This window comes from Nonomuraea sp. NPDC005730, assembly GCF_040630865.1.
GTDB lineage: Bacteria > Actinomycetota > Actinomycetes > Streptosporangiales > Streptosporangiaceae > Nonomuraea.
Map to the genome: position 1 here is coordinate 83,077 of NZ_JBEXYK010000009.1, position 23,968 is coordinate 107,044.

At 74.2% G+C, this 23,968-nt stretch carries 21 protein-coding genes; 5 read left to right on the forward strand and 16 right to left on the reverse strand.

Annotation, left to right across the window (positions count from 1 at the left end; all coding sequences use genetic code 11):
- Nucleotides 1-68: 68 nt before the first annotated feature.
- On the forward strand, nucleotides 69-1,193 hold the full coding sequence (locus tag ABZ444_RS14620; RefSeq protein WP_357995850.1) for a glycosyl hydrolase: 1,125 nt from the start codon (nucleotides 69-71) through the stop codon (nucleotides 1,191-1,193).
- Here the strand turns inward: ABZ444_RS14620 and ABZ444_RS14625 are convergent.
- The 9 genes from ABZ444_RS14625 to ABZ444_RS14665 form a co-directional block, all read right to left on the reverse strand.
- Nucleotides 1,139-2,311, reverse strand: a complete 1,173-nt coding sequence (locus ABZ444_RS14625; RefSeq protein ID WP_357995852.1) for a glycosyltransferase — start codon at nucleotides 2,309-2,311, stop codon at nucleotides 1,139-1,141. The two genes, ABZ444_RS14620 and ABZ444_RS14625, sit on opposite strands and share 55 nt — an antisense overlap.
- Nucleotides 2,308-3,426 carry a GNAT family N-acetyltransferase gene (locus ABZ444_RS14630; protein WP_357995855.1) on the reverse strand — a complete coding sequence of 373 codons (1,119 nt, stop codon included), beginning with the start codon at nucleotides 3,424-3,426 and terminating at the stop codon, nucleotides 2,308-2,310. The genes ABZ444_RS14625 and ABZ444_RS14630 overlap by 4 nt, the downstream gene beginning before the upstream one ends.
- Nucleotides 3,423-4,049, reverse strand: coding sequence for a hypothetical protein (locus ABZ444_RS14635; RefSeq protein WP_357995858.1), 627 nt, complete (start codon nucleotides 4,047-4,049; stop codon nucleotides 3,423-3,425). The genes ABZ444_RS14630 and ABZ444_RS14635 overlap by 4 nt, the downstream gene beginning before the upstream one ends.
- The gene (locus ABZ444_RS14640) at nucleotides 4,046-5,158 is read right to left on the reverse strand and encodes a glycosyltransferase (protein WP_357995861.1); all 1,113 of its coding nucleotides are present in this window, start codon (nucleotides 5,156-5,158) and stop codon (nucleotides 4,046-4,048) included. The genes ABZ444_RS14635 and ABZ444_RS14640 overlap by 4 nt, the downstream gene beginning before the upstream one ends.
- A complete protein-coding gene (locus tag ABZ444_RS14645) occupies nucleotides 5,155-5,868 on the reverse strand; it encodes a polysaccharide deacetylase family protein (protein ID WP_357995864.1) in 714 nt (237 codons plus the stop codon). Before ABZ444_RS14645 ends, ABZ444_RS14640 begins: the two co-directional genes overlap by 4 nt.
- Entirely contained in the window at nucleotides 5,865-7,238 is a 1,374-nt protein-coding gene (locus ABZ444_RS14650; RefSeq protein WP_357995867.1) for a lipid II flippase MurJ, read from the reverse strand. The genes ABZ444_RS14645 and ABZ444_RS14650 overlap by 4 nt, the downstream gene beginning before the upstream one ends.
- The gene (locus ABZ444_RS14655; protein WP_357995870.1) at nucleotides 7,193-8,482 is read right to left on the reverse strand and encodes an O-antigen ligase family protein; all 1,290 of its coding nucleotides are present in this window, start codon (nucleotides 8,480-8,482) and stop codon (nucleotides 7,193-7,195) included. Before ABZ444_RS14655 ends, ABZ444_RS14650 begins: the two co-directional genes overlap by 46 nt.
- Nucleotides 8,479-9,915, reverse strand: a complete 1,437-nt coding sequence (locus ABZ444_RS14660) for an exopolysaccharide biosynthesis polyprenyl glycosylphosphotransferase (RefSeq protein ID WP_357995873.1) — start codon at nucleotides 9,913-9,915, stop codon at nucleotides 8,479-8,481. The genes ABZ444_RS14655 and ABZ444_RS14660 overlap by 4 nt, the downstream gene beginning before the upstream one ends.
- A 477-nt stretch (nucleotides 9,916-10,392) precedes the next feature.
- Entirely contained in the window at nucleotides 10,393-11,031 is a 639-nt protein-coding gene (locus tag ABZ444_RS14665) for a TetR/AcrR family transcriptional regulator (protein ID WP_357995876.1), read from the reverse strand.
- A gap of 74 nt (nucleotides 11,032-11,105) precedes the next feature.
- Here ABZ444_RS14665 and ABZ444_RS14670 point away from each other — a divergent pair, with 74 nt between their 5' ends.
- The 4 genes from ABZ444_RS14670 (at nucleotide 11,106) to ABZ444_RS14685 (ending at nucleotide 15,157) form a co-directional block, all read left to right on the forward strand.
- Nucleotides 11,106-12,326 (forward strand): glycosyltransferase, encoded by a 1,221-nt coding sequence (locus ABZ444_RS14670; RefSeq protein WP_357995879.1) that lies wholly within the window; start codon nucleotides 11,106-11,108, stop codon nucleotides 12,324-12,326.
- 106 nt (nucleotides 12,327-12,432) lie between these two features.
- Nucleotides 12,433-13,230 (forward strand): hypothetical protein, encoded by a 798-nt coding sequence (locus ABZ444_RS14675; protein ID WP_357995882.1) that lies wholly within the window; start codon nucleotides 12,433-12,435, stop codon nucleotides 13,228-13,230.
- 183 nt (nucleotides 13,231-13,413) lie between these two features.
- Nucleotides 13,414-14,232 (forward strand): SDR family oxidoreductase, encoded by an 819-nt coding sequence (locus ABZ444_RS14680; protein WP_357995885.1) that lies wholly within the window; start codon nucleotides 13,414-13,416, stop codon nucleotides 14,230-14,232.
- A gap of 100 nt (nucleotides 14,233-14,332) precedes the next feature.
- A complete protein-coding gene (locus ABZ444_RS14685) occupies nucleotides 14,333-15,157 on the forward strand; it encodes a GNAT family N-acetyltransferase (protein ID WP_357995888.1) in 825 nt (274 codons plus the stop codon).
- On the opposite strand, the gene ABZ444_RS14690 is transcribed toward ABZ444_RS14685, so the two are convergent.
- The 7 genes from ABZ444_RS14690 to ABZ444_RS14720 form a co-directional block, all read right to left on the reverse strand.
- Nucleotides 15,103-15,777, reverse strand: coding sequence for an ATP-binding cassette domain-containing protein (locus ABZ444_RS14690; RefSeq protein WP_357995891.1), 675 nt, complete (start codon nucleotides 15,775-15,777; stop codon nucleotides 15,103-15,105). The two genes, ABZ444_RS14685 and ABZ444_RS14690, sit on opposite strands and share 55 nt — an antisense overlap.
- Entirely contained in the window at nucleotides 15,777-17,576 is a 1,800-nt protein-coding gene (locus ABZ444_RS14695) for a dipeptide/oligopeptide/nickel ABC transporter permease/ATP-binding protein (RefSeq protein ID WP_357995894.1), read from the reverse strand. Before ABZ444_RS14695 ends, ABZ444_RS14690 begins: the two co-directional genes overlap by 1 nt.
- Nucleotides 17,576-18,505, reverse strand: a complete 930-nt coding sequence (locus tag ABZ444_RS14700) for an ABC transporter permease (RefSeq protein ID WP_357995897.1) — start codon at nucleotides 18,503-18,505, stop codon at nucleotides 17,576-17,578. The genes ABZ444_RS14695 and ABZ444_RS14700 overlap by 1 nt, the downstream gene beginning before the upstream one ends.
- Nucleotides 18,506-20,083: an ABC transporter substrate-binding protein gene (locus ABZ444_RS14705; RefSeq protein ID WP_357995899.1), complete on the reverse strand. Its 1,578-nt coding sequence runs from the start codon at nucleotides 20,081-20,083 to the stop codon at nucleotides 18,506-18,508. It abuts the gene before it with no gap.
- Between the two features lie 96 nt (nucleotides 20,084-20,179).
- On the reverse strand, nucleotides 20,180-21,763 hold the full coding sequence (locus tag ABZ444_RS14710) for a helix-turn-helix domain-containing protein (RefSeq protein ID WP_357995902.1): 1,584 nt from the start codon (nucleotides 21,761-21,763) through the stop codon (nucleotides 20,180-20,182).
- A gap of 29 nt (nucleotides 21,764-21,792) precedes the next feature.
- The gene (locus tag ABZ444_RS14715) at nucleotides 21,793-22,647 is read right to left on the reverse strand and encodes a serine hydrolase (protein WP_357995905.1); all 855 of its coding nucleotides are present in this window, start codon (nucleotides 22,645-22,647) and stop codon (nucleotides 21,793-21,795) included.
- Complete coding sequence (locus ABZ444_RS14720) at nucleotides 22,640-23,959, reverse strand: serine hydrolase domain-containing protein (protein ID WP_357995908.1); 1,320 nt, start codon at nucleotides 23,957-23,959, stop codon at nucleotides 22,640-22,642. The genes ABZ444_RS14715 and ABZ444_RS14720 overlap by 8 nt, the downstream gene beginning before the upstream one ends.
- Nucleotides 23,960-23,968 lie beyond the last annotated feature (9 nt).

Here is a 23,968-nt window from a genome sequence, read left to right on the forward strand (position 1 = left end):
GGCTTGATCGCCATCGTTCTCTCTCCGGGTACGTGAGCTGATACACCCTGTAAGGGAGGGGGCGGGCGATGACCGTGAGAATGGCATGGGTCTGCGCGCTGCTGGCCGTGATCGCCGCGGTGATCCCGCCGGCGCTGAGCGCGAAGCGCGCCAAGGGGCCGTCCGCCGCCCGCCCAGACCTGTCCGCCGTCCCGTTCGGGGTGTTCCTCGCCTCCGACTGGCGCGGGCCGTACCTGCTGGGCGCCTTCGAGTCGTGGCTGGGGGCGGAGGTCCGGGTGGGGCGGACGTACGTGCCGGGCGAGGCGTGGAACGCCCTGGGCGGCCCGGACTTCGTCCTGCAGCCGTGGATGCGGTGGCGGGCGGCCAAGCCGGGGCGCATGCTCGTGCTCAACGTGCCCATGGTCATGCCGAACGAGGGCGACCTGCCGGACGAGGCGGTGTCGGTGCTGCTGAACGCCGGCGCGGACGGCGCGTTCGACCCGTACTTCGACCGGCTGGCCCGGACGCTGGTGGCCGGGCGCGCGTCGGACACGGTGATCGTCCCGGGCTGGGAGATGAACGGCCTGACCTACTCCAGCCGCTGCTCGGCCGATCCGCAGGCGTGGCAGGCGTACTGGAGGCGGATCGTCGCCGTGATGCGGGCGGTGCCGGGGCAGCGTTTCCGCTTCGACTTCAGCCCCAACCGAGGCCCGGACGCGATCGGCTGGACCGAGTGCTACCCCGGTGACGACGTGGTCGACATCATCGGCATGGACAGCTACGACCAGGGCCCCGGCTACCGGTTCGCCGACTACGTCGACCAGCCGTACGGGCTGGCGGCGCAGGCCGACTTCGCCTCCTCGCACCGCAAGCCGATCTCCTTCCCCGAGTGGGGGCTGTTCCGGTACGGGGACCGGCCGGAGTTCGTGCGCGACATGCTCGACTGGATCGCCCGGCACGACGTGGCCTACCACTCGATCGTGGACTACTGCCCGCACGGCGTCTGGCAGTGCCCGGCCAACCCGCGGTCGTCGCAGGTCTTCCGGCAGCTCATGCGCGACCCCGGCTTCCGGCGCGGTCCGTCGGCGCCGCCGGCCTCCCCGCCCGCCACGTCCCCAGCCCCCTCCTCCGAGCCGAGCGGGAGCGGGTCGCCGGAGTCTCAGCCCCGCCCGGCCGTCACGTCCGCGCCCACGGCGGCACCGGCCGCGGGCTGACCCGGCCGGGCCAGGCGCAGCGTGTGCGCCGCCAGCCGGTCGAGGGTGACGCCGAGGTCGAACTCGGCCGCCCGCGGCGGCGCCGCCCGTTCCTCCGCGCGCCGCACGGCCGGGTCGGTCAGCCGGGCCACGATCGCCGCGGCCAGCGCCGGCGGGTCCTGCGGCTCGACGAGCGCTCCGGTGGCCGGGGTGACCACCTCCGTGAGGCCGGGGACGGCGGCCGCCACCACGGACCGTCCGCTGGCCATGGCCTCCAGCACGGTCAGCGGCAGCCCTTCCCAGCGGGAGGGCAGCACGACCAGGTCGGCGGCGGCGTACCAGGGCCGCGGATCGGCGCTGGCCCCCGGCATGAGGACGCCGGGCGGCGCGTCGCGGCGCAGGCGGGCGAAGTCGTCCCCGTCGCCGACGAGTGCCAGGCAGGCGTCCGGCACCCGGGCCGCGACCTGCCGCCAGGACTCCACCAGCAGGTCCTGGCCCTTCTGCCGGGTGATCCGGCCGACGCAGACGACCAGCGGCCCGCCCGGGGACAGGCCGAGACCCCGGCGGGCGGCGACGCGTTCGTCCGGCGTGGCGGGGCGGAAGCGGGCCAGGTCGACGCCGTTGCGGACGACGGCCAGCGGGCCGCGCACGCCCGCGTCCCCGGCCTGCCGGTGCTCCCCCTGGCCGACGCAGAGCACCAGCTGCGTCCACCGGGTGGCGGCACGCTCCCAGGAGGCGGCCGCGGCGGCCAGCGTGCCCCGGCCGGCCAGCCAGGACCAGCCGTGCGGCTGGAACAGCGTCGGCACGCGGCCACGCAACACCGCCCGGCCGACCAGCCCGGCCTTGGAGGAGTGCAGATGCACCACGTCGGGACGGAACCGGCGCACGATGCGGCCGAGGACGGCGGCGGCGGCCAGGTCGGCCGGATGCGGTGCCCGTACGGCGGGCCAGGGCAGATGCGGCAGCCCGAGGGCGGCCAGCCGTTCGCCGAGCGGTCCGCGCGGCGGCGCGGCGACGGCGACCGTCCAGCCACGCCGGCGCTGGTCGGCGCAGGCGCTCTCGACGTAGGCCGCGACGCCGCCCTCGGTGGGCTGGGTGACGTGCAGCACGCGCGGGGCGTGCGGGGTGAAGGTCGTCATCGCGGCCTGCGCAGGGCCCGGTCGAGCGCGCCCCAACGGCCGCGGAGCGCCCGGCCGCCGACCCGGGCGCGGGCGGCGAGGGCGTAGAGCGTCGCGGCCGGCGTCCTGGCCAGCAGGAGCCGGTTGCTGACCGCCTGCCGGCCGCCCCACTTGGTCTTGTGGGACTCGGCTCCGCGCAGCAGCGACATCGTCGGCCGGCCCAGCCGGTGGGCGAGCCCGAGATCGGTGCGCAGCAGCATGGTCACGACGTCGACCTGGGACCGCAGGTCGGGATGTGTGCCGTAGAGGTAGCCGCCGACGAAGTCCTTGCCCACGACCAGCAGGTCCACCGCGACGACCCGGCCGTCCAGGTGGTATTCGGTCAGCCGGGCCTGGCGGTCGGCCACCAGCCGCCGGGCGGCGCGGGCCAGGTGGGCGTGGAAGCGCGGCCTGGTGTGCTCGACGTTGACGCCGCGGCCCTGCCATTGGAGGGCGTGCAGGTCGAGCAGGCGCGCGACGGCGTGCTCCGCCTCCTCGGCCGGCACGTCCCGGACCTGGATCGGGGCGTCGTCCACGCGTCGGAGCTCGCGGCGCAGCTTGGTCCCGTGCCTGCCGGGCAGCCCGGCGAGCAGCTCGTGGAGGGGGACGCCGGGCAGTTCGACGCAGGTCGAGGCGGGCAGCCGCCAGGAGCGGCCCGGCCAGGCCGCCGCGAGCCGTTCGGCGTCGGCCCCGGGGCGTACCTCGGGCAGGTCGAGCACGTCCCACCCCGGCAGCTCGGTCAGGGCCCGGCCGAGCGCCGCCGGCAGGTCGGGGCCCCCGTCCCCGATCAGCACGTCCGTGTAGTCGGACTGGTCGCCGCCGAGCGGCCGCAGGACGCGCAGCCCCGCGCGGCGGACGGTCATGACGGGGGCCGCGGCCACCAGCCGTCCCCGCCGGCGCAGCAGGACCACGTTCAGGCTCGCGCCGTCGCCGTATGTCTCCCACCAGGACGACAACCAGGCGTGCGACTGGAACGGCGTCCCGGCCGGGGAGCGGTCGTGCAGGTCGGCCCACTCCCCCGCCAGGGTGCGCAGGCGTTCCGCGCCGGTCACGACCTCGGTGACCAGGTCCGAGACCTGGCGGATCGCGGTGGTCACGCCGACGCCGTCTCGGCCGGCCGGCGCGTGGGCGGGACCTGCTGGTCGTCCTGCCGGTCGTCCCGCCGTCGCCCGGCGGGGGCCGCCAGCCAGACCAGGGCGGCCAGCAGCAGGCCGCCGGCCGTGCTGACGGCGGTGGCGAGCAGGGGCCGGGGCGAGCTGGGCGTGGCGGGCGGCGCGGCGGGGGCGAAGCTGGACAGCCGGACGCCGGTGTCGGCGCTGTGCCGGTTGGCGTAGGCGGTGAGCGCGGCCGTCGCGCTGTTGGCCCGCCGGGCGGCCTCCTCAGGGGTGCCGGCGAGGGCGGCCAGCCGGATCAGCGGCGCGTCGGGCGAGGCCGACGCCTGCAGGGTGGTCCGCAGCAGCTCGCCGTCGGCCAGGTAGGCGTCGCCGTTCCCGGCGAGCAGGCCGGGATGGACGGCCACCCTGGCGTAGGCCTGCGCGAAGTCGGCTTCCTGGATGGGAACGTCCTGCCGTACCGAGCTGACGACCGCGTAGGCGTCGGCGGTGTAGACGGGCTCCTGGGTCAGTGAATACGCCAGCCCCGCCCCCATGCCGATCAGCGGGAGCGCGAGCAGGGACCAGGTGCGGAGCGCGCCGGCGGCGCGCTGGACCGGGTGAGTCATGACAGCCTTTCCTGGTGGCGCCTGGTGAGCAGGCGGTCGTAGAGGTCGTGCAGGCGCCGGGCTTGCCGGCGCACGTCGTAGCGGTCGAGGGCCGGGGGCGGCGGCAGGCGCGTGCGGGGCCCGGCGAGGGATGCGTCGAGGAGCGCGGCCAGCTCGGCGGCCAGCCGGTGGGGCGCCACCCGGCGGGCGCCGGGCACCGTCCCGGGGGGCAGGTCGTCGATCGCCGGGCACGCGCCGTACAGCACGGGCAGCCCGGCGGCGAGCGCCTCGACGACGGCCAGGCCGAACGTCTCCTCCTGCGAGGGGGCGGCCAGCACGTCCATGGCCGACAGCAGGGCGGGCACGTGCACGCTCTCCCCGGCGAGGACGACGCGCCGCCCGACGCCGAGCCGCTCGGCGAGCGAGCGCAGCCGGGGTTGTTCCGGGCCGGCGCCGACGAGCAGCAGCACCGCGCCGTCCAGCCGCGGCAGCGCCTCGACGAGCAGGTGGAAGTTCTTGCCCGCCACCAGGCGGCCGACCCCGCCGACGACGAACGACTCCGGCGGGATGCCCAGGCTCAGCCGGGCCTGGGCGGCGGCCCGCGGATCGTGGCGGAAGGCGGCCAGGTCCACGCCGTTGGGGATGGTGACGACGCGCGAGGGCGGCAGGCCCCAGCCGTGCAGCCGGTCGGCCACGGTGGGCGAGACCGCGACGACGGCGTGCGTCAGCCGGGCGGCCGCCCGGTACAGCGTGCGGACGGGCGCCGTGACCGGCCGCCCCTCGATGTGCCTGGCCCCCGCCGAGTGCTCGGTGGTGACGACGACCGGCACGGCGGCCAGCCGGGCGGCGAGTGGCGCGTAGACGCAGGCGCGGTACAGGTGCGCGTGCACGACCTGGTAGCGGCCGGCGCGCATGAGGCCGGTGAGCCGGGGCAGCGCCCGCAGGTCCCGGTTGCCGCCCATGCCGACGGCGTGCACGGGCGTCCCGGCGGCGCGGATGGCGTCGGCCAGGGCGCCGGGCCGGGTCAGGACGGCGACCTCGCCGGCGCAGTCCATGTGCGGCAGGAGCGTACGCAGCTGCTGCTCGGCCCCGCCGGCGGCCAGCCCGGTGATGACGTGCAGGACCTTCATCGGTGCCGCCCCCAGCGCAGCCGGTGGCAGGCGGTCTTGGCGAGCAGCCGGGCGGCGGTGTCGCGGTCGCCGACGTAGCGGCGGGGCAGGGCGTGCCTCCCGGCGAGCCGGCCGGGGCGGACGGCGCAGGCGTGCTCGTAGCCGGCCTGCCGTACGGCGGCGACCTCGCGGGCGGTCAGCTCGCCGTAGGGGTAGGCGAAGCCGGTGACGGGGGCGCCGAGCACGTCCTGGAGCACGAGTCTGCTGGTGGTCAGCTCGTCGGCGAGCTCGTCGGGGCCGGCGGCCGGCAGGTGGGGGTGGCTGCGGGTGTGGGAGCCGACCTCCATGCCGGCGGCGGCCACCCGGCGCAGCGTGCCGGCGTCCATCAGGGGGCGGGGGGCGACGTCGCGGTCCCAGGCGTTGTGGCCGCCGATCCGGCCGGCGACGACGTACACGGTCGCGGTGAAGCCGTATCCGGCCAGCACCGGAACGACGTCGGTGGCGAAGTCGGCGTAGCCGTCGTCGAAGGTGAGCCCGACGAGCCCGCGCCGGTCGCCGGGATGGTTCAGCAGTTCGCGCACCGACACGCCGCGCAGCCCGCGCCGGGCGAGCCAGCGTATGTGCGCGGCGAAGCGCTCGGGGGTGACGACGATGTCGAAGGGGTCCTCGCCGCGCTCGGCGACGGAGTGGTACATCCAGATGAGCGGCAGCGCGCCGATGCGCGTGCTCATACGCGCTCTCCTTCCCTGACGGTCGTGACGGCCCCCCGGAGCGGCGACAGGCCGAGGCGTTGGAGACCGGCCAGCATGAGGGCGGCGGTCACGGTGATCCCGGCGGCGTTGGCCAGGGCGATGCCGCCCTGTGCCATGCCGGGGACGAGCGCCGCGGCCAGCACCGCGGTCAGGGCCAGGCCGGCGGCCATCGCCAGGGCCGGGTACCACAACCCGCGCCACCCTCCGGCGCAGAAGTAGGCCCGGCAGACCACGCCCACGACGGTGTGGCCCAGCAGGCCGATCGTGTAGAGCCGCAGGACGTGCGCGGTGGCGGTGGCGGCGGCGTCGTCGAAGGCGCCGCGGCGCAGCAGCACGCCCACGATCGCGGGCGCGAAGGCGATCAGCAGCGCGGCGGCGGTGACCGTGACGGCCGCCGCCGTCGCCAGGTCGCGGGCCAGCAGCCGCCAGGCCCGGCGGGTGTCGCCCGCGGCGATGCTGCGGGCCAGGTGCGGATAGGTGACGGTGGCCAGCATCAGCGAGACCACCATCGGCACCTGGGCGATCTTCTGGGCGTAGTTGAGATGGGAGATCGCGCCCGCGGGCAGGTCGGCGGCGAGCACGCGCTCGACCAGCACCTGGCCCTGCCGCAGCAGCGTGAAGGCGATGATGGGCAGCAGCGCGGCGACCGGCAGCACCAGTCGCCGGGGCAGCCGCCGGGGCAGGCCGACCCGCCGCAGGTACGCCGGCGCCTGCATGGCCACCATGAGGACGGCGCCGGCGGCGACGCCCCACGCGGCGGCCCGCACGCCGAGCGAGTCGTGCCAGATCGTCAGGCAGCCGACGAGCGCCAGGTTGTAGGCGAGGCCGGTGGCCGCGGGCGGGCCGAAGACGTGACGGGCCCGCAGGGCCGCGCTGGCGTACCCGGCCAGCGCGAACGGCAGGATGCAACCGCAGCAGATCCGCCAGCACTGGACGGCCAGCCCGGTCTGGGGCAGACCGGGGACCAGCGCCGCCACCAGCCAGGGCGCGCCGGCCGCGGCGCAGACGGCGACGGCGGTGAGCGCGGCGGCCAGGGCGGGCAACGTCCGCTCCACCAGCGCCGCCCGCTGCCGCGCCCCGGACGCCGTGCTGAACAGCGGGACCAGCCACAGGGCCATGGCCCCTTCGATGAGCAGCGGCGCCGCGGTCTCGGGCACGGTCCAGGCGACCAGGAAGGCGTCGGTGTCGGCGTTGGCGCCGAACAGCGCGGCCATCAGCAGGTCGCGCACGTAGCCGAGCGCCGAGCCGGCGCCGACGAGCATCGTGGTGAGGGCCGCGGCGCGCAGGTCGGCCGCGCCCCGGCTCAGCACGCGGGCCGCCGCGACGGGAGCGCGGCGGAGCCGGTCCATCCCGTCGCCAGGCCCAGCATGACCGACATGACCAGGCTCGTCGCGCCGCCGATGTCGGCGTAGGCGAAGTCCACCGCCAGCCACGTCACGAAGCCCGCGGCGGCCAGCCCCGCCGGGCCGGAGCGGCCGGGCCGGGTGAGGGTGCGCACGAGTGCCCCGCCCATGAGCAGCGCGAACGCCGCCAGACCGAGGAGCCCCTGCTCGCTGAGCACCAGCAGGTACATGTTGTGCGGGGACAGCAGCGGCTGGCGGCGGTATCCGCCGGCCGGGTCCTCGACGTCGCTGCCCGAGGACAGGGCCAGCGGCGCGTAGGTGTCCCGCCAGGCGGCGAACCCCTTGGGGCCGACGCCGGTGACCGGGTGGTCCTGCCACATGCCGGCCGCCGCCTGCCAGAGCTGGTACCGGTCCGCCACGGACCGGTCGGGCTGGTCCACCGAGGAGGAGATGGAGGTGACGCGCTCGGCGATGACCCCGCCGCCGGGCCCGACCAGGAGCGTCAGGAGCACGGCGGCGGCCACGGCCGCCATGGCGGCCCGCGCGGCCAGCCGCGCGCCACGCAGCACGAGCATCACCGCGACGGCGCAGGCCACCGCGAGCCAGGTGCCGCGGCTGAGCGACAGGACGAGCGGCGGGCACAGCGCCGCCGCCGAGACCAGGGCGGCGGCGCGCCGGGCCGGGCCGCCGGTGAGTGCGACCGCCAGGGCGATGATCAGCCCGAAGCTGACCACGCTCGCCAGCGCCATGACCTCGCCGGCGCCGAACGTGCCGACCGCGCGGATCGGCAGGCCCGCGTAGGAGGCGCCGCTGCCCGTGAGCGCCTGCCAGCAGCCGAGCCCGGCCTGGACGACCGACACGGCGGCGACGGCTCCCCCCACCAGCAGCAGGTCGGACCGCTGCCGCACCGCCACCGTCACGGCGACGGGGACCAGGACGAACACCTGGAGGAACCGGGCCAGGCCGGGCAGCGTCAGCAGGATGTCGGGCGCCGCGAGGGCGGCCGCCGTCGCCGCGAGCGCCGCGGGCGCGGCCAGCAGGGCCCACCGGCCGGGACGCGCGCCGCCACGTGCCAGGCTCACCGCGACGGACACCAGCAACGCCAGCGACATCAGGTCGGCGAGCCGCGGCTGGACGACGTCGGCGGCGTGCGGTCCGGCGGGCACGCACACGGCGATCACGGTCAGCGCGGCCCACAGGCTGGGACGGGCCGGCAGGCGGCACAGGGACGGCAGGAACGCCCTGATCACGATCGGCCCCGCCACAGCAGGCAACCGACCGTCCGGATCATGATCTTGATGTCGCGGCGCAGGGACCAGGTGTCGATGTAGTGGTTGTCCAGCCGCGCCCGGTCCTCGATCGAGGTGTCGCCCCGCAGGCCGTGGGTCTGGGCCCAGCCGGTGAGGCCGACGGGCAACCGGTGGCGGCGCCCGTAATGGTGGTCGCCGCGTGAGAACAGCTCCACGAAGTGCGGCCGCTCGGGCCGGGGGCCGACCAGGCTCATGTCGCCGCGCAGCACGTTCCACAGCTGCGGCAGCTCGTCCACGGAGCAGGAGCGCAGCAGCCGGGCCGCGCGGGTCAGTCGGGGGTCGTCGTCGATGCTCCAGCGGGTGTCGGACTCGCCGGCGCGCAGCGGGGCGAACGTGCGGAGCTTGATGATCTCGATGGGCGTCCCGGCCATCCCCACCCGGACCTGGCGGAACAGCACCCCGGGCCCGCCCTGCCCGCGCAGCAGCAGCATGCAGGCGGCCAGCACCGGAGCGCTGACGACCAGCCCGGCCGCCGCCAGCACGACGTCCAGGGCGCGCTTGAGCGGCCAGGACGCGCGCCGCTGCGGCAACGGCCGCATGCGCAGCACCGGGAACCCCCGGACGTGCTCGCCGGCGGGCACGAAGTCGACCAGCACGCCGCCGGGTTGCGGCGCCAGGTACACCGGGTACCCCGCCAGCCGGGCCTGTCGCGCGAGCCGGTGGGTCTGCTCCTCGCCGCCCGGCGGCGGGGCCAGGACCACCACGCGGGCCCGGTGCCGGCGGGCCATGGTGAGCAGGGTCTCCGGATCGTCCACGATCGGCGCGTACGGGGCCTGGCCCAGCACGTCGCAGGCGCCGCCGACGGGCAGCAGGCCGTACTCGGTGTGCCGCACCAGGGTCAGCGCGAGGTTCCTGGCGTGCGCGCCGGACCCGACGACCAGCGTGGGCACCCGTGCGCCGCGGCGGCGGGCCTGGCGCAGCACCGCGCAGACCAGCCCCCGCCCCACCAGCGTCAGCCCGAGGTAGACGGCGACGATCCGCGCCGACTCGCCCGTCCAGGCGGCCAGCGTCGTCTGATGGTCGAGGGCGGCGACGGTCAGCGCGCCGGCGATGGCGGTGGCGCATCCGCCGCGCCACATCCACCCGTCCATCACGGACGGCGACAGCCGGATCCGGTACGTGCCGCCCGCCAGGTTCAGCAGGACGAGCAGCACCGCCGCCAGGCAGGCGAGCAGCGCGCCGTAGCCGGCGTCGAGCACGGGCGCGGCCAGCGCGGCGGCGTCGACGCTCGCGTCGGCGAGGGAGCAGATGGTCCAGCATGTCACCGGACGCCGCCGGCCGGGGGCGTGGCGGGGGCCGCCTCGCTGCGACAGCAGCATGCCCTTGGACGGGGAGTGCGGGAAGGGTTCCTCTTCCCGAAGGGGTGTGACCATATCTGCTCCACTGCGGAAAACCAACGGCGATCATTTCAGAGCGTGATATCCACGAACAGGGGGTGGATATGGCAGTCTTACTTATCGCGAAAATTCGCTCATCTTTGGCCTCCATTCCGATAATCGCCCCGATTCGCGGGCAGCGACCAACTTACTTGGAGTGTTCACGGGTACGACCGTGTGGACGGGATGGCGTCCCACAAAGATTGCGAATTTTCGGGTGTCGCGAAGCCCTGCTATTTGTCCCGGTTCGCCGCTCAGATAGTGATGAAGATCTTTGCCGGGCCATGGCGGCGGTATGACGCCGCAGGCCGGCCCGGAGGGTCAGCGGGGGGCCGATGTCCGCTGATCGGCGCCGGCGGTTGAGCCGCGAACTGAGGGCGTAGCCCGAATCGGCATTACCGCCATACTCAGGAACCGGGCGATAGCGACATTCCGTCCGTCGATTTCAGGACGTTTTTCCCAGCCGGTACGGCTTCAGGATGTTTTTCCCGGCCGGTATGGCTGACGTCGCCCGAACAGCCGTCCGAGCTGGTGGTCGACGATCGCCTCGGCGTCCGCGGCGGTGTAGTGGCCGATGAGGACGGGGTTCACCAGGCCCTGGGCGAGGGCGAACAACATGTCGGCCTCCTTGGCCGCGTCGACGTCGGCGGCCACCTGCCCGGCCGCCTGGGCCGCCCTGAGCTGACCGGCGTAGAAGTCGAGGACGATCGGCAGGCCCGCGCGCAGCAGCGCGGCCAGCGGCTCGCTCACCACGGAACGGGCGAGGAAGGCCAGCCCGACGCGCGCCTCGAAGCGGCGCTCCTCGTCCAGGGGCAGGAGTTCCAGGAGCGCCACGCGCAGCAGGCCGAAGGGGGTGCCGTCGTGCGCGGCGGCGGCGACGCGGGCGGTGATCCGGGTGTTGAGGTGCTGCAGGGCCAGCGTGAGCATCTCGTCCTTGGTGGCGAAGTAGTGCTGCACCGCGCCCATGGACATGCCCGCCTCGGCCGCGACCTCGCGCAGGCTGACGCTGTGCATGCCCTTGGCGTCGATGACGCGGTGCACGGCGTCGGCGATGTGCCGCCGGCGGGTCTCGTGGTCGACGATCTTCGGCATCGGTTCCCAGGTTTTTGTCATGCGGTCGCATTGTGAAACGCGTGCCCGCCGTTTACCATGCGAGTGCATGATAAACGGCGGGCGAGGAGGGCGTCATGCGCGTACTGATCGTCGGCGTGGGCACGCAGGGCGACGTGGCCCCGTACACGGGGCTGGGCGTGCGGCTGCGGGACGCCGGGCACGAGGTGGCGATCGCCTGCCACCAGCCGCACGCCGCCCTGGTGACCGGCGCGGGCCTGGAACATCGCGACATCCCGGGCGACCCGCTGCCCCTGCTGCCCGCGGGCAAGGGCGGCGCGCGGGTCTCCCTGTCCGCGAAGCTCGCCATGTTCGCCGAGTACGCCGGGCAGATCTCCGACGGCATCGTGCGGGCCGCGGCGGCGGGGACCGACGTCCTGCTGCTGAACGTGGCCGCCTCCGCCGGGCAGCACGTGGCCGAGGCGATGGGCGTGCCGAGCATGGGCGTGCACCTGCAGCCGGTGGCGCCGACGGGGGACTTCCCGCCGGTCATGAGCGTCCTGCGCCGCTCGCTCGGCCGGTGGGGTAACCGGACCGCCGCCCGGCTGGCCTTCGCCGTGCCCTCGCCCGCGCACTCCGGGTCGGCCAAGGAGTTACGGGCCCGGCTCGGGCTGCCGCCGATCAGCTCGCGGGAGGCGTACCGGCGGCTGGAGGCCGCGCGCTGGCCGGTCCTGCACGGGTTCAGCCCGGCGGTGCTGCCCCGGCCCGCCGACTGGCGGGACGGGCTGGAGGTGACGGGCTACTGGTGGCCGGTGCGTCCGGCCGGTTGGCGGCCCGCCCCCCGGCTGAGCGACTTCCTCGCCGCGGGCCCGGCGCCGGTGTTCGTGGGCCTCGGCAGCCAGGCGGGCCCGCGCGCCGAGCACTACACCGACCTGGCCCTTCGCGCCCTGCGGCGGGCCGGGCTGCGCGGCGTGCTGCAGACGGGCGTGTCCGGGGAGCTGGACGACGACGTGCTCGGCGTCGGGGACGTGCCGCACGACTGGCTGTTCCCGCGCATGGCCGCCGTCGCCCACCACTGCGGCAGCGGGACCACGGGGGCCGGGCTGCGCGCGGGCGTGCCCGCCGTCGGCCTGCCCGCGCTGAACGACCAGCCGTTGTGGGCGTCCCGGCTCGCCGCGCTCGGGGTGGGCCCGGCCGCCGTCCCGTTCCGCCGGTTGACCCCGGAACGGCTCGCGGACGCGCTGGGTGCCGCCGTGAGCGAGCCCTCGTACCGGCGGCGGGCCGCGGAGCTGTCGGAGCGGATCGGGGCCGAGGACGGGAGCGCGGCCGTGGTGGCGGCCGTGGGCAGACTGGCGTGACCGTTCCCTCCCCCCGGGCCGCCGTCCAGGGGCACGCAGGTCGGCATGACCATGCGCTGAGCTCACCTTTAAGGCAACTGAAAGATCATTTTCTAACGTTGCCCACATGAGATTCAGCCCATTCCTGGCGGCCATCGCCGCCGCCATGCTCCTCGCCCCCTCACCTGCCATGGCCACGGCCAAGGCCGCGGCCCCTGCCGCCACCGAGGAGTCCGACCGCGAGATCGTCCTGGCTCAACTCGACTACACGACCGGGCTGTCGGTGACCTTCACCGACAGCGTCCCGTCCAACGAGGTCGGGATGGTCCAGACCGGCCCGATCGGACGCGCCCCCCTCATCGTCCGTGACGACGAGGACACCCTCCTGGAGACCTATCTGGAGGTCACCCCGGCCGACGTCGCGGTCCCCCGGCGTCTCGTCGAGGACCACGGCGCCGACCTGCCCGCCGAGCTGCAGCGACGCAGGATCACCAGCGAGCCGGTCACGGCGGGTGGCCTGACCGCCCCGGCGAGCGCGGTCCGCTCCGGTGCGGCGACCTGCACCTGGTCGATCTTCGGCTGGACGGGCTGGCACGACGACGGCATGCCCGGCCTGCCGTTCAAGTCGTACAGTACGTTCGACTTCGGCGGCTTCAAGCAGAAGACCGCCGAGAGCTACATCGCCAACTGCACCCCGCCGAGCTCGACGAGCAACCTCTGGGCCCGGCACCGGGTCTACTACAGGAACGCCCTCGGCAACTTCGTGAAGCACTTCGAGGGAATTGTGCCGCCGGGGCACCACCAGGCCGTGACGAAGAAGGGCGTGATCAAGCGCCACCGCGCCGTCTCCTACGACGACAACTGGAACGCCGACCCGGCCTGCTTCGACTGCATCTACGCCCGTGAGGGCCGTTTCCGCAGCTAGAAGCTCCACGGCCGCTTCTCGCGCAGCGCGCGAGAAGCGGCTTGCCGCATGTCAGGCCCGGAGAACGTCCGCAGGGATGCCGTCCAGGCCCTGGTCCCCACCGTCCTGGAGGGCTGCGGACCGGTTGATCCGGCGGGTCGCGCTACTGTTCCGTAAAGGGAACGCCTGACGAAGAGGAGCCACATGACGTCCCAGGAAGACACGGCCGCTCCCGGCCGGCCCGTGCACGCGGGGCCCGCCGGCCCGGAGGCGCCCCTGGCCGGGCAGGTGGCGATCGTCACGGGCGGCTCGGCGGGGCTCGGCCGGGCCATCGCGCGGGGTCTGGCGTCCGCCGGATGCACGGTGGTGCCGGCCGGCCGGCGGTTGTCGGCGTGCCAGGAGGCGGCGGCCGAGATCACCGCCGCGACCGGCGTCGTCGCCTCGGGCATGGCCTGCGACGTCACCGACGAGGACGCGGTCCACGGTCTGGTGCGGGACGTCGTCGCCGCGCACGGCCGCCTGGACGTGCTCGTGACCAGCGCCGGAATCCAGGCCCGGGGCGAACTGGCGGCCCTCGACGCCGCCACGCTGCGCCGCTGCCTGGACGTCAACGTCGTCGGCACCTTCCTCGCCTGCCAGGCCGCCGTACCGGTGATGCGTGCGGCGGGGTACGGCCGCATCGTCACCCTGGCCAGCGCTCTCGGGCTCGTCGGCGCCGCGGGCCGGGCCGGCTACGCGGCCAGCAAGGGCGCGGTCGTCCAGCTCACCCGCAGCCTCGCCGTCGAGCTCGCGGGCACCGGCATCTGCGTCAACGCCCTGGCCCCCGGCCCGTTCCGCACCCCGCTGAACGAGGGCGTCGAGGACGACCCGCACGTGCGGGAGTTCCTCGACCACCAGGTCCCCATGAGGCGCTGGGCCGACCCCGCCGAACTCGTCGGCGCGGCGGTCCTGCTGGCCGGTCCGGCGGCCTCCTACCTCACCGGCGCCGTGCTGCCGGTCGACGGAGGCTGGACCGCCCACTGAAGGCGTCGGACCGCTGTCTGATCCCACGAAGCCCCGGGTGCTCTTTGGTGTCCCGCACGATTCGGTCCCGCCGCACGGTGCCGTAGCGTCACCGTGACACTTGAGCATTCGGAGGGCCGGCACGTTGATCGCGATCAGGGAACTCCATGGGATCGCGGAGTTCGAGCAGGTCAGTGAGCTGTTCGACGGGATCTGGCACTTCGACCCGGACAGCCGGCCGATCACGGTCGAGCTGATGCGGGCGATGTCGCACGCGGGCAACTACGTGGCCGGCGCGTACGACGACGCGGGCCGCCTGGTGGGCGCCTCCGTCGGCTTCTTCGGGGCGGCCAACACGTTGCACTCCCACATCACCGGCGCGGCGAGCGGCCACGGCGTCGGCTTCGAGCTGAAGCTGCACCAGCGCCGCTGGGCCCTGGAGCGCGGCATCGACCGCATCACCTGGACCTACGATCCGCTGGTGCGCAGGAACGCCCACTTCAACCTGGCCAAGCTGGGCGCCCGTCCCGAGGAGTACCTGCCGAGCTTCTACGGCGTCATGACCGACGCCATCAACCAGGGCAGCGACTCCGACCGGGTGCTGGCCTCCTGGACGTTGTCGGCGCCGCACGTGGCGGCCCTCGTACGGGGCGAGCCCTGCCGGCGGCCCCTCCCGGCGGACGCCGCGGTCGTGCTGGCCGACGAGGACGGACGGCCGGTGACGCGCGACAGCGACGCCTCCACCCTGCTGGTGGCGTTGCCGGAGGACATCGAGGCGCTGCGCGTCGCGGACCCCGGAGCCGCCAAGGCGTGGCGGCTGGCCGTCCGGGAGGTCCTGGGCGGCCTGCTCGTGGAAGGCGGCGTGGTGACCGCCTTCCACGACAAGGCGTTCTACGTGGTGGAGCGGCCCAGCCTGGGCACGGCCTCCAGCAACGACCGGGTGTAGCCGTGGGTGGGGGCGCCGACCACTTCCTCGGTCGGCCCCAGCTCCACGATGCGCCCCTGGTGCAGCACCGCGACCACGTCGGAGACGTAGCGCACCACGGCCAGGTTGTGCGAGATGAACAACATCGACAGGCCCAGCTCGTCGCGGAGCCTGCGCACGAGGTTCAGCACCGAGCCCTGGACGGACACGTCCAGGGCGCTGGTGATCTCGTCGGCGACCAGCAGGTCGGGCTCGGCACCCAGCGCCCTGGCGATGGCCACGCGCTGCCGCATGCCGCCTGACAGCTCGCGCGGGTAGCGCCGGGCCACCTCGGGCGGCAGGGAGACGAGCGACAGCAGCCTCTCGACCGAGTCCCTGCCGCAGCCCTCGGCGACGGACGCCCCGACCTTCATCCGGGGGTCGAGCGAGGCGTAAGGGTCCTGGAAGACCATCTGGACGCGGCTGGCGCCGGTGATGGTGCCGGTGTGCGGCACCAGTCCGCTCACCGCCCTGGCCACCGACGACTTGCCCGACCCCGACTCGCCGACCAGCCCGACGATGGACCCGCTCGGCACCTCCAGGGTGATGTCGTCGACGGCGGTGAACGAGCCGAACCGCACCGTCAGGTTCTCGATGATCATCAGACCTCCCAGCAGGCGACCTGGTGCGCCTTGCCGTACGTCGTCAATGGGGGACGCTCGCCGGCGCAGCGGGCCGTGGCCAGCTCGCAGCGGGCGGCGAAGGCGCAGCCGTCGCCCACGTCGGAGGGGGCGGGCTGACGGCCGGGGATGCTGGCCAGCGGCAGCGACCTGTCGGTGTCCATGTCGGGCAGCGAGTCGATGAGCGCCCGCGTGTAGGGGTGCGCGGCGCCGCCGGCCAGCAGTTCGACCGGCAGTTGCTCGACGACGCGGCCGGCGTACATGACGACGACCACGTCGCACAGCTCGCCGACGACGGCGATGTCGTGGGAGATGAACAGGGCCGCCGCGCCGGTCTCGTCGGTGACCTCGCGCAGCAGCTTGAGTATCTGCCGCTGCACGGTCACGTCGAGCGCGGTGGTGGGCTCGTCGGCGATGAGCAGCCTGGGGGTGCCCATGAGGCCCATGGCGATGACGGCGCGCTGCCGCATGCCACCGGACAGCTCGTGCGGGTGCCGGCGCGCCACCCGTTCGGGCGCGGGCAGGTGCACGTGGCCGAGCCGGTCGACGGCGCGCTGGTGGGCCTCCGTCTTGCCGGCGCCCTGGTGCACGATCGCGACCTCGGCCAGCTGGCCGCCGACCTTCAGCGCGGGATTGAGCGAGGCCATCGGGTCCTGGAAGACCATGGCGAGCGCGGTTCCGAGTTCCTTGGGCGACATCTCGGCGATCTCCTGGCCGGCCAGCGCCAGCCTGCCCGCCGTCACCACGCCCGGGTACGGCACCAGCCCGCCGATCGCGGCCGCGGTGAGGCTCTTGCCGCTGCCCGACTCCCCGACCAGCCCGGCGATCTGCCCGGGCGCGACGGTCAGCGACACCTCGCGCACCGGCGTGACGCCGCCGGGGAAGGTCACCGTCAGGTCCTTGACCTCCAGCACCGCCTCGGGGTCCGGCTCGCCGGGGACGGGCGGCGCGGCGGGCCTGGCCTCCCGCGTGTGCACGGCGGTGCGGGAGGCGGCCTTGGCCAGCGCGTCCCCCAGCAGGTTGAAGCCGATGCCGGCCAGCGCGACCGCCAGGGCGGGCCCCAGCGCCACCTCGGGCGTGACGTAGATGCGGCCGAACCCGTCGAACAGCAGCCGCCCCCAGTCGAAGGCGGGCGGCTGCACGCCGAGCCCCAGGAACGACATCCCGGCCAGGCCCAGCAGCGCGCCGCCGAGCGCCTGGGTGAGGTTGAGGATGAGCGGCTCGGCGATGTTGGGCAGCACGTGCCTGGTCAGGATGCGCATGCGCGGGACGCCGAGCATCCGGGCGGCCGCGACGTAGTCGGCGCCCGCGACGGTCGCGGCCAGCGTCTGGGTGAGCCGGGCGAAGCTCGGGGCGATGGCCACGCCGATGCCGAGCACCGCTCCCTTGGCCCCGAGCCCGGCGATCACCGCGGTGAACATGGCCAGCAGCAGGCCGGGGAAGGCGACGAGCGCGTTGACGGCGCCGGTGACGAAGCGGGCGCCGCGCGCCGGCAACACCGAGGGCAACGCGCCGAGCACGGTGCCGACGGCCGCGCCCAAGAGCGTGGCCGCCAGCGCGAGCAGGAGGGAGAAGCGGCCCGCGACCAGGACTCTGGCCAGCAGGTCGCGTCCCAGGTTGTCGGTGCCGAGCGGATGGGCGGCCGAGGCGCCCTGCAGGATGGCGCCCGCGTCGATCTTCTCCGCCGCCGCGCCCCAGATCGGCGGGCCGACGACGGCCAGGACCACCATGAGCGTGACCAGCACGGCTCCGGCGACGGCGGCCGGGGTGCGCAAACGCATCAGTTTTCCTTGATCTTGGAGGTGGGGTCGAGCGCGCCCAGGATCAGATCGACGGCGAGGTTCACGACGAGCACGATCGCGCCGTAGACGAGGATGACGCCCTGGGCGACGGGATAGTCCTTCTGCGTGATCGACTCGACGATCTTCAGGCCGAGCCCCGGCCAGGCGAAGACGTACTCCACGAGCACGCTGCCGGCGATCAGCGAGGTGAGCAGCAGCCCGCCCACGGTGAGCGTCGCGGTCAGCGTGTTGGGCAGCACGTGCCGCAGGTGCAGGCGGGCGGCGGGCAGCCGTTTCGACCGGGCCAGCCGCACGTAGTCGGTGGCGAGCTCGCGCAGGGTCTCCACCCGGGAGATACGGGCGATCATCGCGACCGGGCCGATCGCCAGCGAGGCCACCGGCAGGATGTACGACATCGCCCCTTCCTTGCCGGCCGGCGGGAACAGGCCGAGCCCGATCGAGAAGACCGCCACCAGCGCGATGGAGTAGAGGAACTCCGGGACGGCGACGGCGGTGCCGGTGACCGAGCTGAAGGTGATCTCGGTGCCCCGGTTCCTGCCGTTCTCCGTGCGGATGGCCGCCCACATGCCGAGCGGCACGGCCAGCAGCAGCGCCACCACCGTGGCCAGCAGCGCCAGGCCCAGCGTGTTGGGCAGCCGGGTGGCGATGACCTCGCCGACCGGCTCGCCCGTCAGGAACGAGGTGCCGAAGTCGCCGGTGAAGATGTGCCCGATGTAGGCGGTGAACTGCTCGGGCAGCGACTTGTCCAGCCCGAGCAGTTGCTTGCGGGCGTTGACCAGCTCGACCGGCGCGGCCGGGCCGAGCGAGGCCCGCACCGGGTCGCCGGGGATGAGATGGATCATCGCGAACGACGCCACGAGCAGCACCGCCAGCGACACCACGAAGCGCACGAGGCGCCGTAGGCTCACTCAGCCTCCCTGGGTGAGGCGGATCGTCGAGGGCAGGAACAGGCCGGCCATCGTCCGGAAGGTCGCGCCCTTGGTGGCGGTCAGCGTGTTCATCTCCATCACGGGCACCAGGTCGGCGGCGTCGAACAGGGCCGACTCCGACGCCTCCCACTTGGCGCAGCCCTCGGCGCCGGTCAGCTTGGCGGCCTCGGCGATCAGCGTCTCGTACTGGGCGTTCTTCAGGTGGGCGAAGTTGGCGCCCTTGGGGGCGGCGGGGCCGGACAGGAAGCCGACCAGCTGCGAGGGCAGCGTGACGCCGATGGGCAGCCAGACGACGTCCCAGTCCTGGGTGGCGTTGAGCGACTCCGCCAGCTTGGTGTCGATGACGCCGTTGAGCTTCACGTCGACCCCGACCTTCTTCCACGCCGCCGCCATGTACTCGGCGGCGGCCACGATGCCGGGGCCCTTGGTGGTGCCGTACATGAGGCGCAGGGAGAGCTTCTTGCCGTCCTTCTCCCTGATGCCGTCGGCCCCGGCCGTCCAGCCCGCCGCGTCCAGCGCCGCGGTGGCGGCCGCCGTGTCGAAGGCGGGCACGTGACCGGTGACGGTGTCGCCCTGGCACGGGCGGGGCGGGGCCACGAGCCCGGTGGCCGGCTTGCCGGTGCCGCCCGAGGCGATGCCGCCCAGCTCCTTCAGGTCGAGCGCCTGGGTCAGCGCCTTGCGGACGGCGGGATCGTGGCCGGGCCTGTCATCGCCCTGGTGGTAGAAGAACTGGCCGTTGCCCTGCGCCTCGATGATCTTGCCGAGGGCGGGGTTGGCCTCCAGGCGGGTGCGGTCCGGGCCGTAGAAGGTGGCGGCGTTGAGCGAGCCGGCGAGGAGCAGGTTGGCCGCGGTCTGCTCGTTCGGCACCACCTTGAGCACGAGCGTCTCGGGGATGTCCTTGGCGGTGGCACCGTCCGGGCCCCAGGTGTACTCCCGGCGCACCTTGAAGGTGTAGTGGTCGCCGGGGACGGCCTCGGTGAGCTGGTACGGGCCGGTCCCGGAGGTGGCGTGCGCGAGAAGCGAGCGGTCCTTGACGGCCTTGCCGCAGACGATGAACAGCAGCCGTGAGCTCTCCAGGATGAAGCTGAACGGCTCGGGCGTCGACAGGGTCACGGTGCCGGCGGCCTCGTCGGCCTCGGCCTTCATGCCGGCCGGTACGAGCACCCCGTAGATGGGCGACTTGGTGGCGGGGTCGGCGATGTGGTTGACGTTCTCGGCGACGTCGGACGGGGTGAGCTTGGAGCCGTCCGAGCAGGTGACGTCCTTGCGCAGGGTGAAGGTCACCCTGTCGGGCTTGACGTCCCACTTCTCGGCCAGGGCGGGGACGGTCTTGCCGTCCGCCGAGACGGAGACCAGGGTGTCGTAGGCCACCGACAGGGTCTCGTTGGTGACCGAGAGCACGCCCATGGCGGGGTCGAGCACCCCGGGGTCGGCGCTGATGGCGGCGGTGAACGTGCCGCCCGTGACAGGCTTGCCCGTGCTGCCCGCCGTACCTCCGCCACTGCCGCACGCGGCCGCTAGCAGGGCCAACGCGGTGAGCACCGCTGTCTTCTTCATGGCGACTCCAGGAGAGCGTGGGGTGGTGACCCACATTCGTCCCTCTCGGCCCGACGTTCTTCGTCGCCCGTCACAAAAAGCGGGGACGGCCTCGTGCTAGCGCCCGAAGATCCGCATCTGCAGCATCACTGTGAGTCGCGCGTCGGGGTCGGACAGGTCGAGCCCGCTGATCTCGGTGAGCCGTTTGAGCCGGTAGCGGAAGGTGTTGGCGTGCACGTGGACCTTCGCGCAGGCGGCGTTGACGTCGCCGAACGCGTCGAGGTAGGCCCGCAGGGTGGCCACCAGCTCGCTGCCGTGCTCGGCGTCGTGCGCGAGCAGCCGCTCGTACGGGCCGGTGGGCACCTGCTCCTCGGCGGCGACCACGTCGGAGACCTGGAGCAGCAGCGACTCGAAGTGCACGGCCGTGTAGCCGGCGACCTGGCCGGCCTGGCCGCGGGCGCGCAGCACGCGCAGCGCCCGGTCGGCGTCGGCGCGGGCCCGTGCGACCTGGGAGAGGTTGGCGGCCAGCCGGCCGACCCCGATGTTGGCCGCGTGCCGCGGCCCGACCCTGGACAGGAAGGACTCGGCGACGCGCACGGCACGCGTCTCCTCGTCGCCGCCCGAGCTCAGCGGGAGGACGGCGTAGGCGACCGAGCCGATCATCGCGGCGGCCGCCTTGGGATGGATGGCGCCGACGTGCAGCGCCAGGGCGTCGCAGAAACGTTGCCGGTCGCTCTCGGCGCGCGCCGGGTCGGCCGCGTCGCCGTCGGCGAGCTGGGCGGCGAGCACGCACAGGCGCTCGGTGGCGATGCCGAGCCGGCCCGCGGCGTCGGCCGCGTCGGAACCGCCGGCCAGGACCGTGGACAGCAGGTCGGCGCGCAGCCGCCGCTGGGTGTCGGCGCCGGCGCGCTCGCGCAGCAGCTGCAGCGCGACGATCTTGGCCGCGTCGGCCAGGGCGCGCTCGCGCTGCGGGGTGAGCGGCTCGCGCACGGCGACCCAGATGGAGCCGAGGATCTCGTCCCCGATCCGCACGGCCACGGCCGCCCGGTTGATGCTGTCGCCGTCGAGCTCGATGTAGATCGGGTCGCGGCTCTGGTAGAGCTTCTTGAAGAAGCCGCGCTCGTCGAGCATGCGCTGGAAACGCTCGGGCACCTGGCGGCCGAGCACGGTCTCGACCCGGCCGGGGTCGGCTTCGTCCTGCCTGCCGGAGAAGGCCAGGACGCGGGTCGACCGGTCCTCGATGGTGACGGGCGCGTCGAGCAACGCGCAGACGGCGTTGGCCAGCGCGAACAGATCGCCCTGCGGCCCCTTCTCCGGCATGGCCAGGTCGCCCTCGGCCAGCAGGGAGCGCAGCAGCGCGGCGACCTGCGACCAGGACGCGGCCCTGGTCAGCCCGAGCACGGCGACGCCGGTCTCCAGGACCTTGCTGCGCACCTGCTCGTCGACGTCGACCGGCAGCTTGACGACGATGCCGCTGGCCTCGCGGGCGGCGTCCAGCAGGCCGCAGATGGCGGTGGCGCCCTGTACGCCGACGGCCAGCAGCAGCCCACCCGGCGGCACGTACAGCTCGTCGAGCGGGTCGTAGATGTGCACCCCGGTGACCTCGGTGTCGAGGTCACCGGGTGAGGCGGCCACGTCGAGGACCGTGCTGCCGAGATCGAACAGGATCCGCTCAAGGCTGGCGCGCGGACGGCTGTTCATCCGCTCACGATAGTCGACGTAGACCGTCATCAGCCGCGCAGGTGCTCGACGGCGAGACGGGCGGCCTCGCCGATGGCGGCGTCCGCGGCCGGAATGCGGAAGGCCAGGTTGTCGCCGTGCAGGAACACCGCGACGGCGTACCGGCCGCCGTCGGGGTACTCCACGACGCCCGCCTCGTTGCGCACGCCCCACAGGGTGCCGGTCTTGGCCGACACCCGCACCTCGTCCGGGAAGCCCGAGGAGAGGCGGTGCGGCCAGATCTGCCTGCTCATGATGTCGCGCACCTCCGCGCACGCCTCGGCGGGGCCCGCCTCGTCGCGCCAGACGGAACCGAGCAGGGTGGTGATCTCGCGGGGCGTGCCCGCGGTGGTCCGTTCCGGATCGCGCACGGCCAGCGCCCTGATGCGCTCCTCGGGGATGCCGGCCACGTCGATGGTGCCCAGCTCCTCGACCACGGACTCGAACAGCGTCGCGCAGCCGCCGATCAGACGGGTGCGCCTGAGCCCGAGGCCCTCCAGCGTGGCGTTGACGCGGTCGAGGCCCACCCGGCGCAGCAGCACGTCGGTGGCCGCGTTGTCGCTCATCGACATCATGAAGTGGGCCAGGTCGCGCAGCGTCAGCGACACGTCGTCGGCGCAGCCCGAGGTGCCGATGCCGCCGTCCTTGTCCGCCGCGGTGACGGTGAGCCGTTCGGTGCGGTCCACCTCGCCCGCCGCGGCCTGCCTGGCGTACTCCAGCAGGATCGGCAGCTTGAACACCGAGGCCAGGACGACCGGGGCGTCCGGGTCGAGGCCGATCTCGGCCGCGCCGTCCACGTCGCGGGCGTGCACGAAGCCGCGCACGCCCGCCGCCGCGAAGACCCTCTGCGCGTCCCGTTCAAACACGCGGGACCGCCCGGCCGTTGTGCAGGTGCGTGGCGACCCCGTCCCGCACGACGAACGTGACGGTGTCGTGCCTGCCCTCCTCGGGCTGCTCGGCGATGAAGGTGTCCTCGGCGAGGTGGACGTACCTGGCGGTGGTGCCCTGCTGGCCCATGCTGGCCATGAACGCGCCGGGGATCAGGGTGACCTCGACGCCGCCGTCCGCGGGCGAGACCTCGTAGGCCAGCTGGGGCCCCTCGTACCGGCCGGTGTACGGCGCGGGGTCCACGGCCCGCGGCTGCTCCGGCGGGGCGGGCAGGTCGGGGGCCGCCAGGCCGCCCTCCCTGAGCAGCGGCAGGAGCAGGTCGTTCATGACGCCGAAGAAGTTGCCGCCGTTGATGCTCATCGCGATCGCGTACGAGCCGTCGTCGGCCACCCGCCAGAACGTGCTCTGGCCCGGGGTCCCGCCGTCGTGCCCGTAGGCGCCCCAGGTGAACAGCTCGAAGCCGAGCCCCCAGTTGGCGGCCATCAGGCCGGGCACGCCCGGCACCGCGGCCTGCGGGGTGCGCATCGCGGCGACGCTCTCCGCCGACAGCACCCGGGTGCCGTCCTCGGCCAGGCCGCCCGCGGCGAACATGCGGCCGAACCGCACCAGCTCACGCGGGGCCAGGCACATGGTGGCTCCGGCGGGCGCGTTGGAGCGGGGCATCTGCCACTGGGGGCAGACGTCGTTGCCCGGCCCGATGTGCCCGGCCGCCGCGCGGAACAGCACGGCCTCCTCGGCCAGCAGCGCCGCGTGGGTGGCGCCGAGCGGCTTCAGCAGGTGCTCCCGCATGGCCTGCTCCCAGGTCGTGCCGCGCAGCCTGGCCACGATGGCGCCGAGCACGCAGTAGCCGGCGTTGCAGTACGAGAACAGCTCGCCCGGCTCGTGCACCTTGCCCGCGCCGTGCAGGTAGGCCACGAACTTCTCGAGGCTGTCGTCGCCGCGCCCGGTGTCCTCGAACAGGTCGCCGTCGAAGCCGCCGGTGTGCGTCAGCAGCTGCCGGACGCTGATCACGGCGTCGTAGGACAGGGCGAACTCGGGCAGGTACGCCCCGATCTCCTCGTCCAGGTCGAGCAGGCCCTCCTCGACCAGCTGCATGATCAACGCGGCCGTCCACACCTTGGTGGTGGAGCCGACCTGGAAGACGCTGTCGGGGGTGGTCTCGACGCCGGTGTTGCGGTTGACCACGCCCGTGGCCGCCTCATGCAACTGGCCGCCGGACCACACGGCGATGGCCGCGCCCGGCACGTTGTGGGCCTTGGCCGCTTCGTCGAGGCGTTTCTGCAGATCCATGCGGTCTCC

Excerpts from the sequence above, each read along its gene's own strand:
- ABZ444_RS14620 (WP_357995850.1), top strand. The coding sequence starts at position 69 with ATGACCGTGAGAATGGCATGGGTCTGCGCGCTGCTGGCCGTGATCGCC.
- ABZ444_RS14625 (WP_357995852.1), bottom strand. The coding sequence starts at position 2,311 with ATGACGACCTTCACCCCGCACGCCCCGCGCGTGCTGCACGTCACCCAG.
- ABZ444_RS14635 (WP_357995858.1), bottom strand. The coding sequence starts at position 4,049 with ATGACTCACCCGGTCCAGCGCGCCGCCGGCGCGCTCCGCACCTGGTCC.
- ABZ444_RS14640 (WP_357995861.1), bottom strand. The coding sequence starts at position 5,158 with ATGAAGGTCCTGCACGTCATCACCGGGCTGGCCGCCGGCGGGGCCGAG.
- ABZ444_RS14645 (WP_357995864.1), bottom strand. The coding sequence starts at position 5,868 with ATGAGCACGCGCATCGGCGCGCTGCCGCTCATCTGGATGTACCACTCC.
- ABZ444_RS14650 (WP_357995867.1), bottom strand. The coding sequence starts at position 7,238 with ATGGACCGGCTCCGCCGCGCTCCCGTCGCGGCGGCCCGCGTGCTGAGC.
- ABZ444_RS14660 (WP_357995873.1), bottom strand. The coding sequence starts at position 9,915 with ATGGTCACACCCCTTCGGGAAGAGGAACCCTTCCCGCACTCCCCGTCC.
- ABZ444_RS14665 (WP_357995876.1), bottom strand. The coding sequence starts at position 11,031 with ATGACAAAAACCTGGGAACCGATGCCGAAGATCGTCGACCACGAGACC.
- ABZ444_RS14670 (WP_357995879.1), top strand. The coding sequence starts at position 11,106 with ATGCGCGTACTGATCGTCGGCGTGGGCACGCAGGGCGACGTGGCCCCG.
- ABZ444_RS14675 (WP_357995882.1), top strand. The coding sequence starts at position 12,433 with ATGAGATTCAGCCCATTCCTGGCGGCCATCGCCGCCGCCATGCTCCTC.
- ABZ444_RS14680 (WP_357995885.1), top strand. The coding sequence starts at position 13,414 with ATGACGTCCCAGGAAGACACGGCCGCTCCCGGCCGGCCCGTGCACGCG.
- ABZ444_RS14690 (WP_357995891.1), bottom strand. The coding sequence starts at position 15,777 with ATGATCATCGAGAACCTGACGGTGCGGTTCGGCTCGTTCACCGCCGTC.
- ABZ444_RS14695 (WP_357995894.1), bottom strand. The coding sequence starts at position 17,576 with ATGCGTTTGCGCACCCCGGCCGCCGTCGCCGGAGCCGTGCTGGTCACG.
- ABZ444_RS14705 (WP_357995899.1), bottom strand. The coding sequence starts at position 20,083 with ATGAAGAAGACAGCGGTGCTCACCGCGTTGGCCCTGCTAGCGGCCGCG.
- ABZ444_RS14710 (WP_357995902.1), bottom strand. The coding sequence starts at position 21,763 with ATGAACAGCCGTCCGCGCGCCAGCCTTGAGCGGATCCTGTTCGATCTC.
- ABZ444_RS14720 (WP_357995908.1), bottom strand. The coding sequence starts at position 23,959 with ATGGATCTGCAGAAACGCCTCGACGAAGCGGCCAAGGCCCACAACGTG.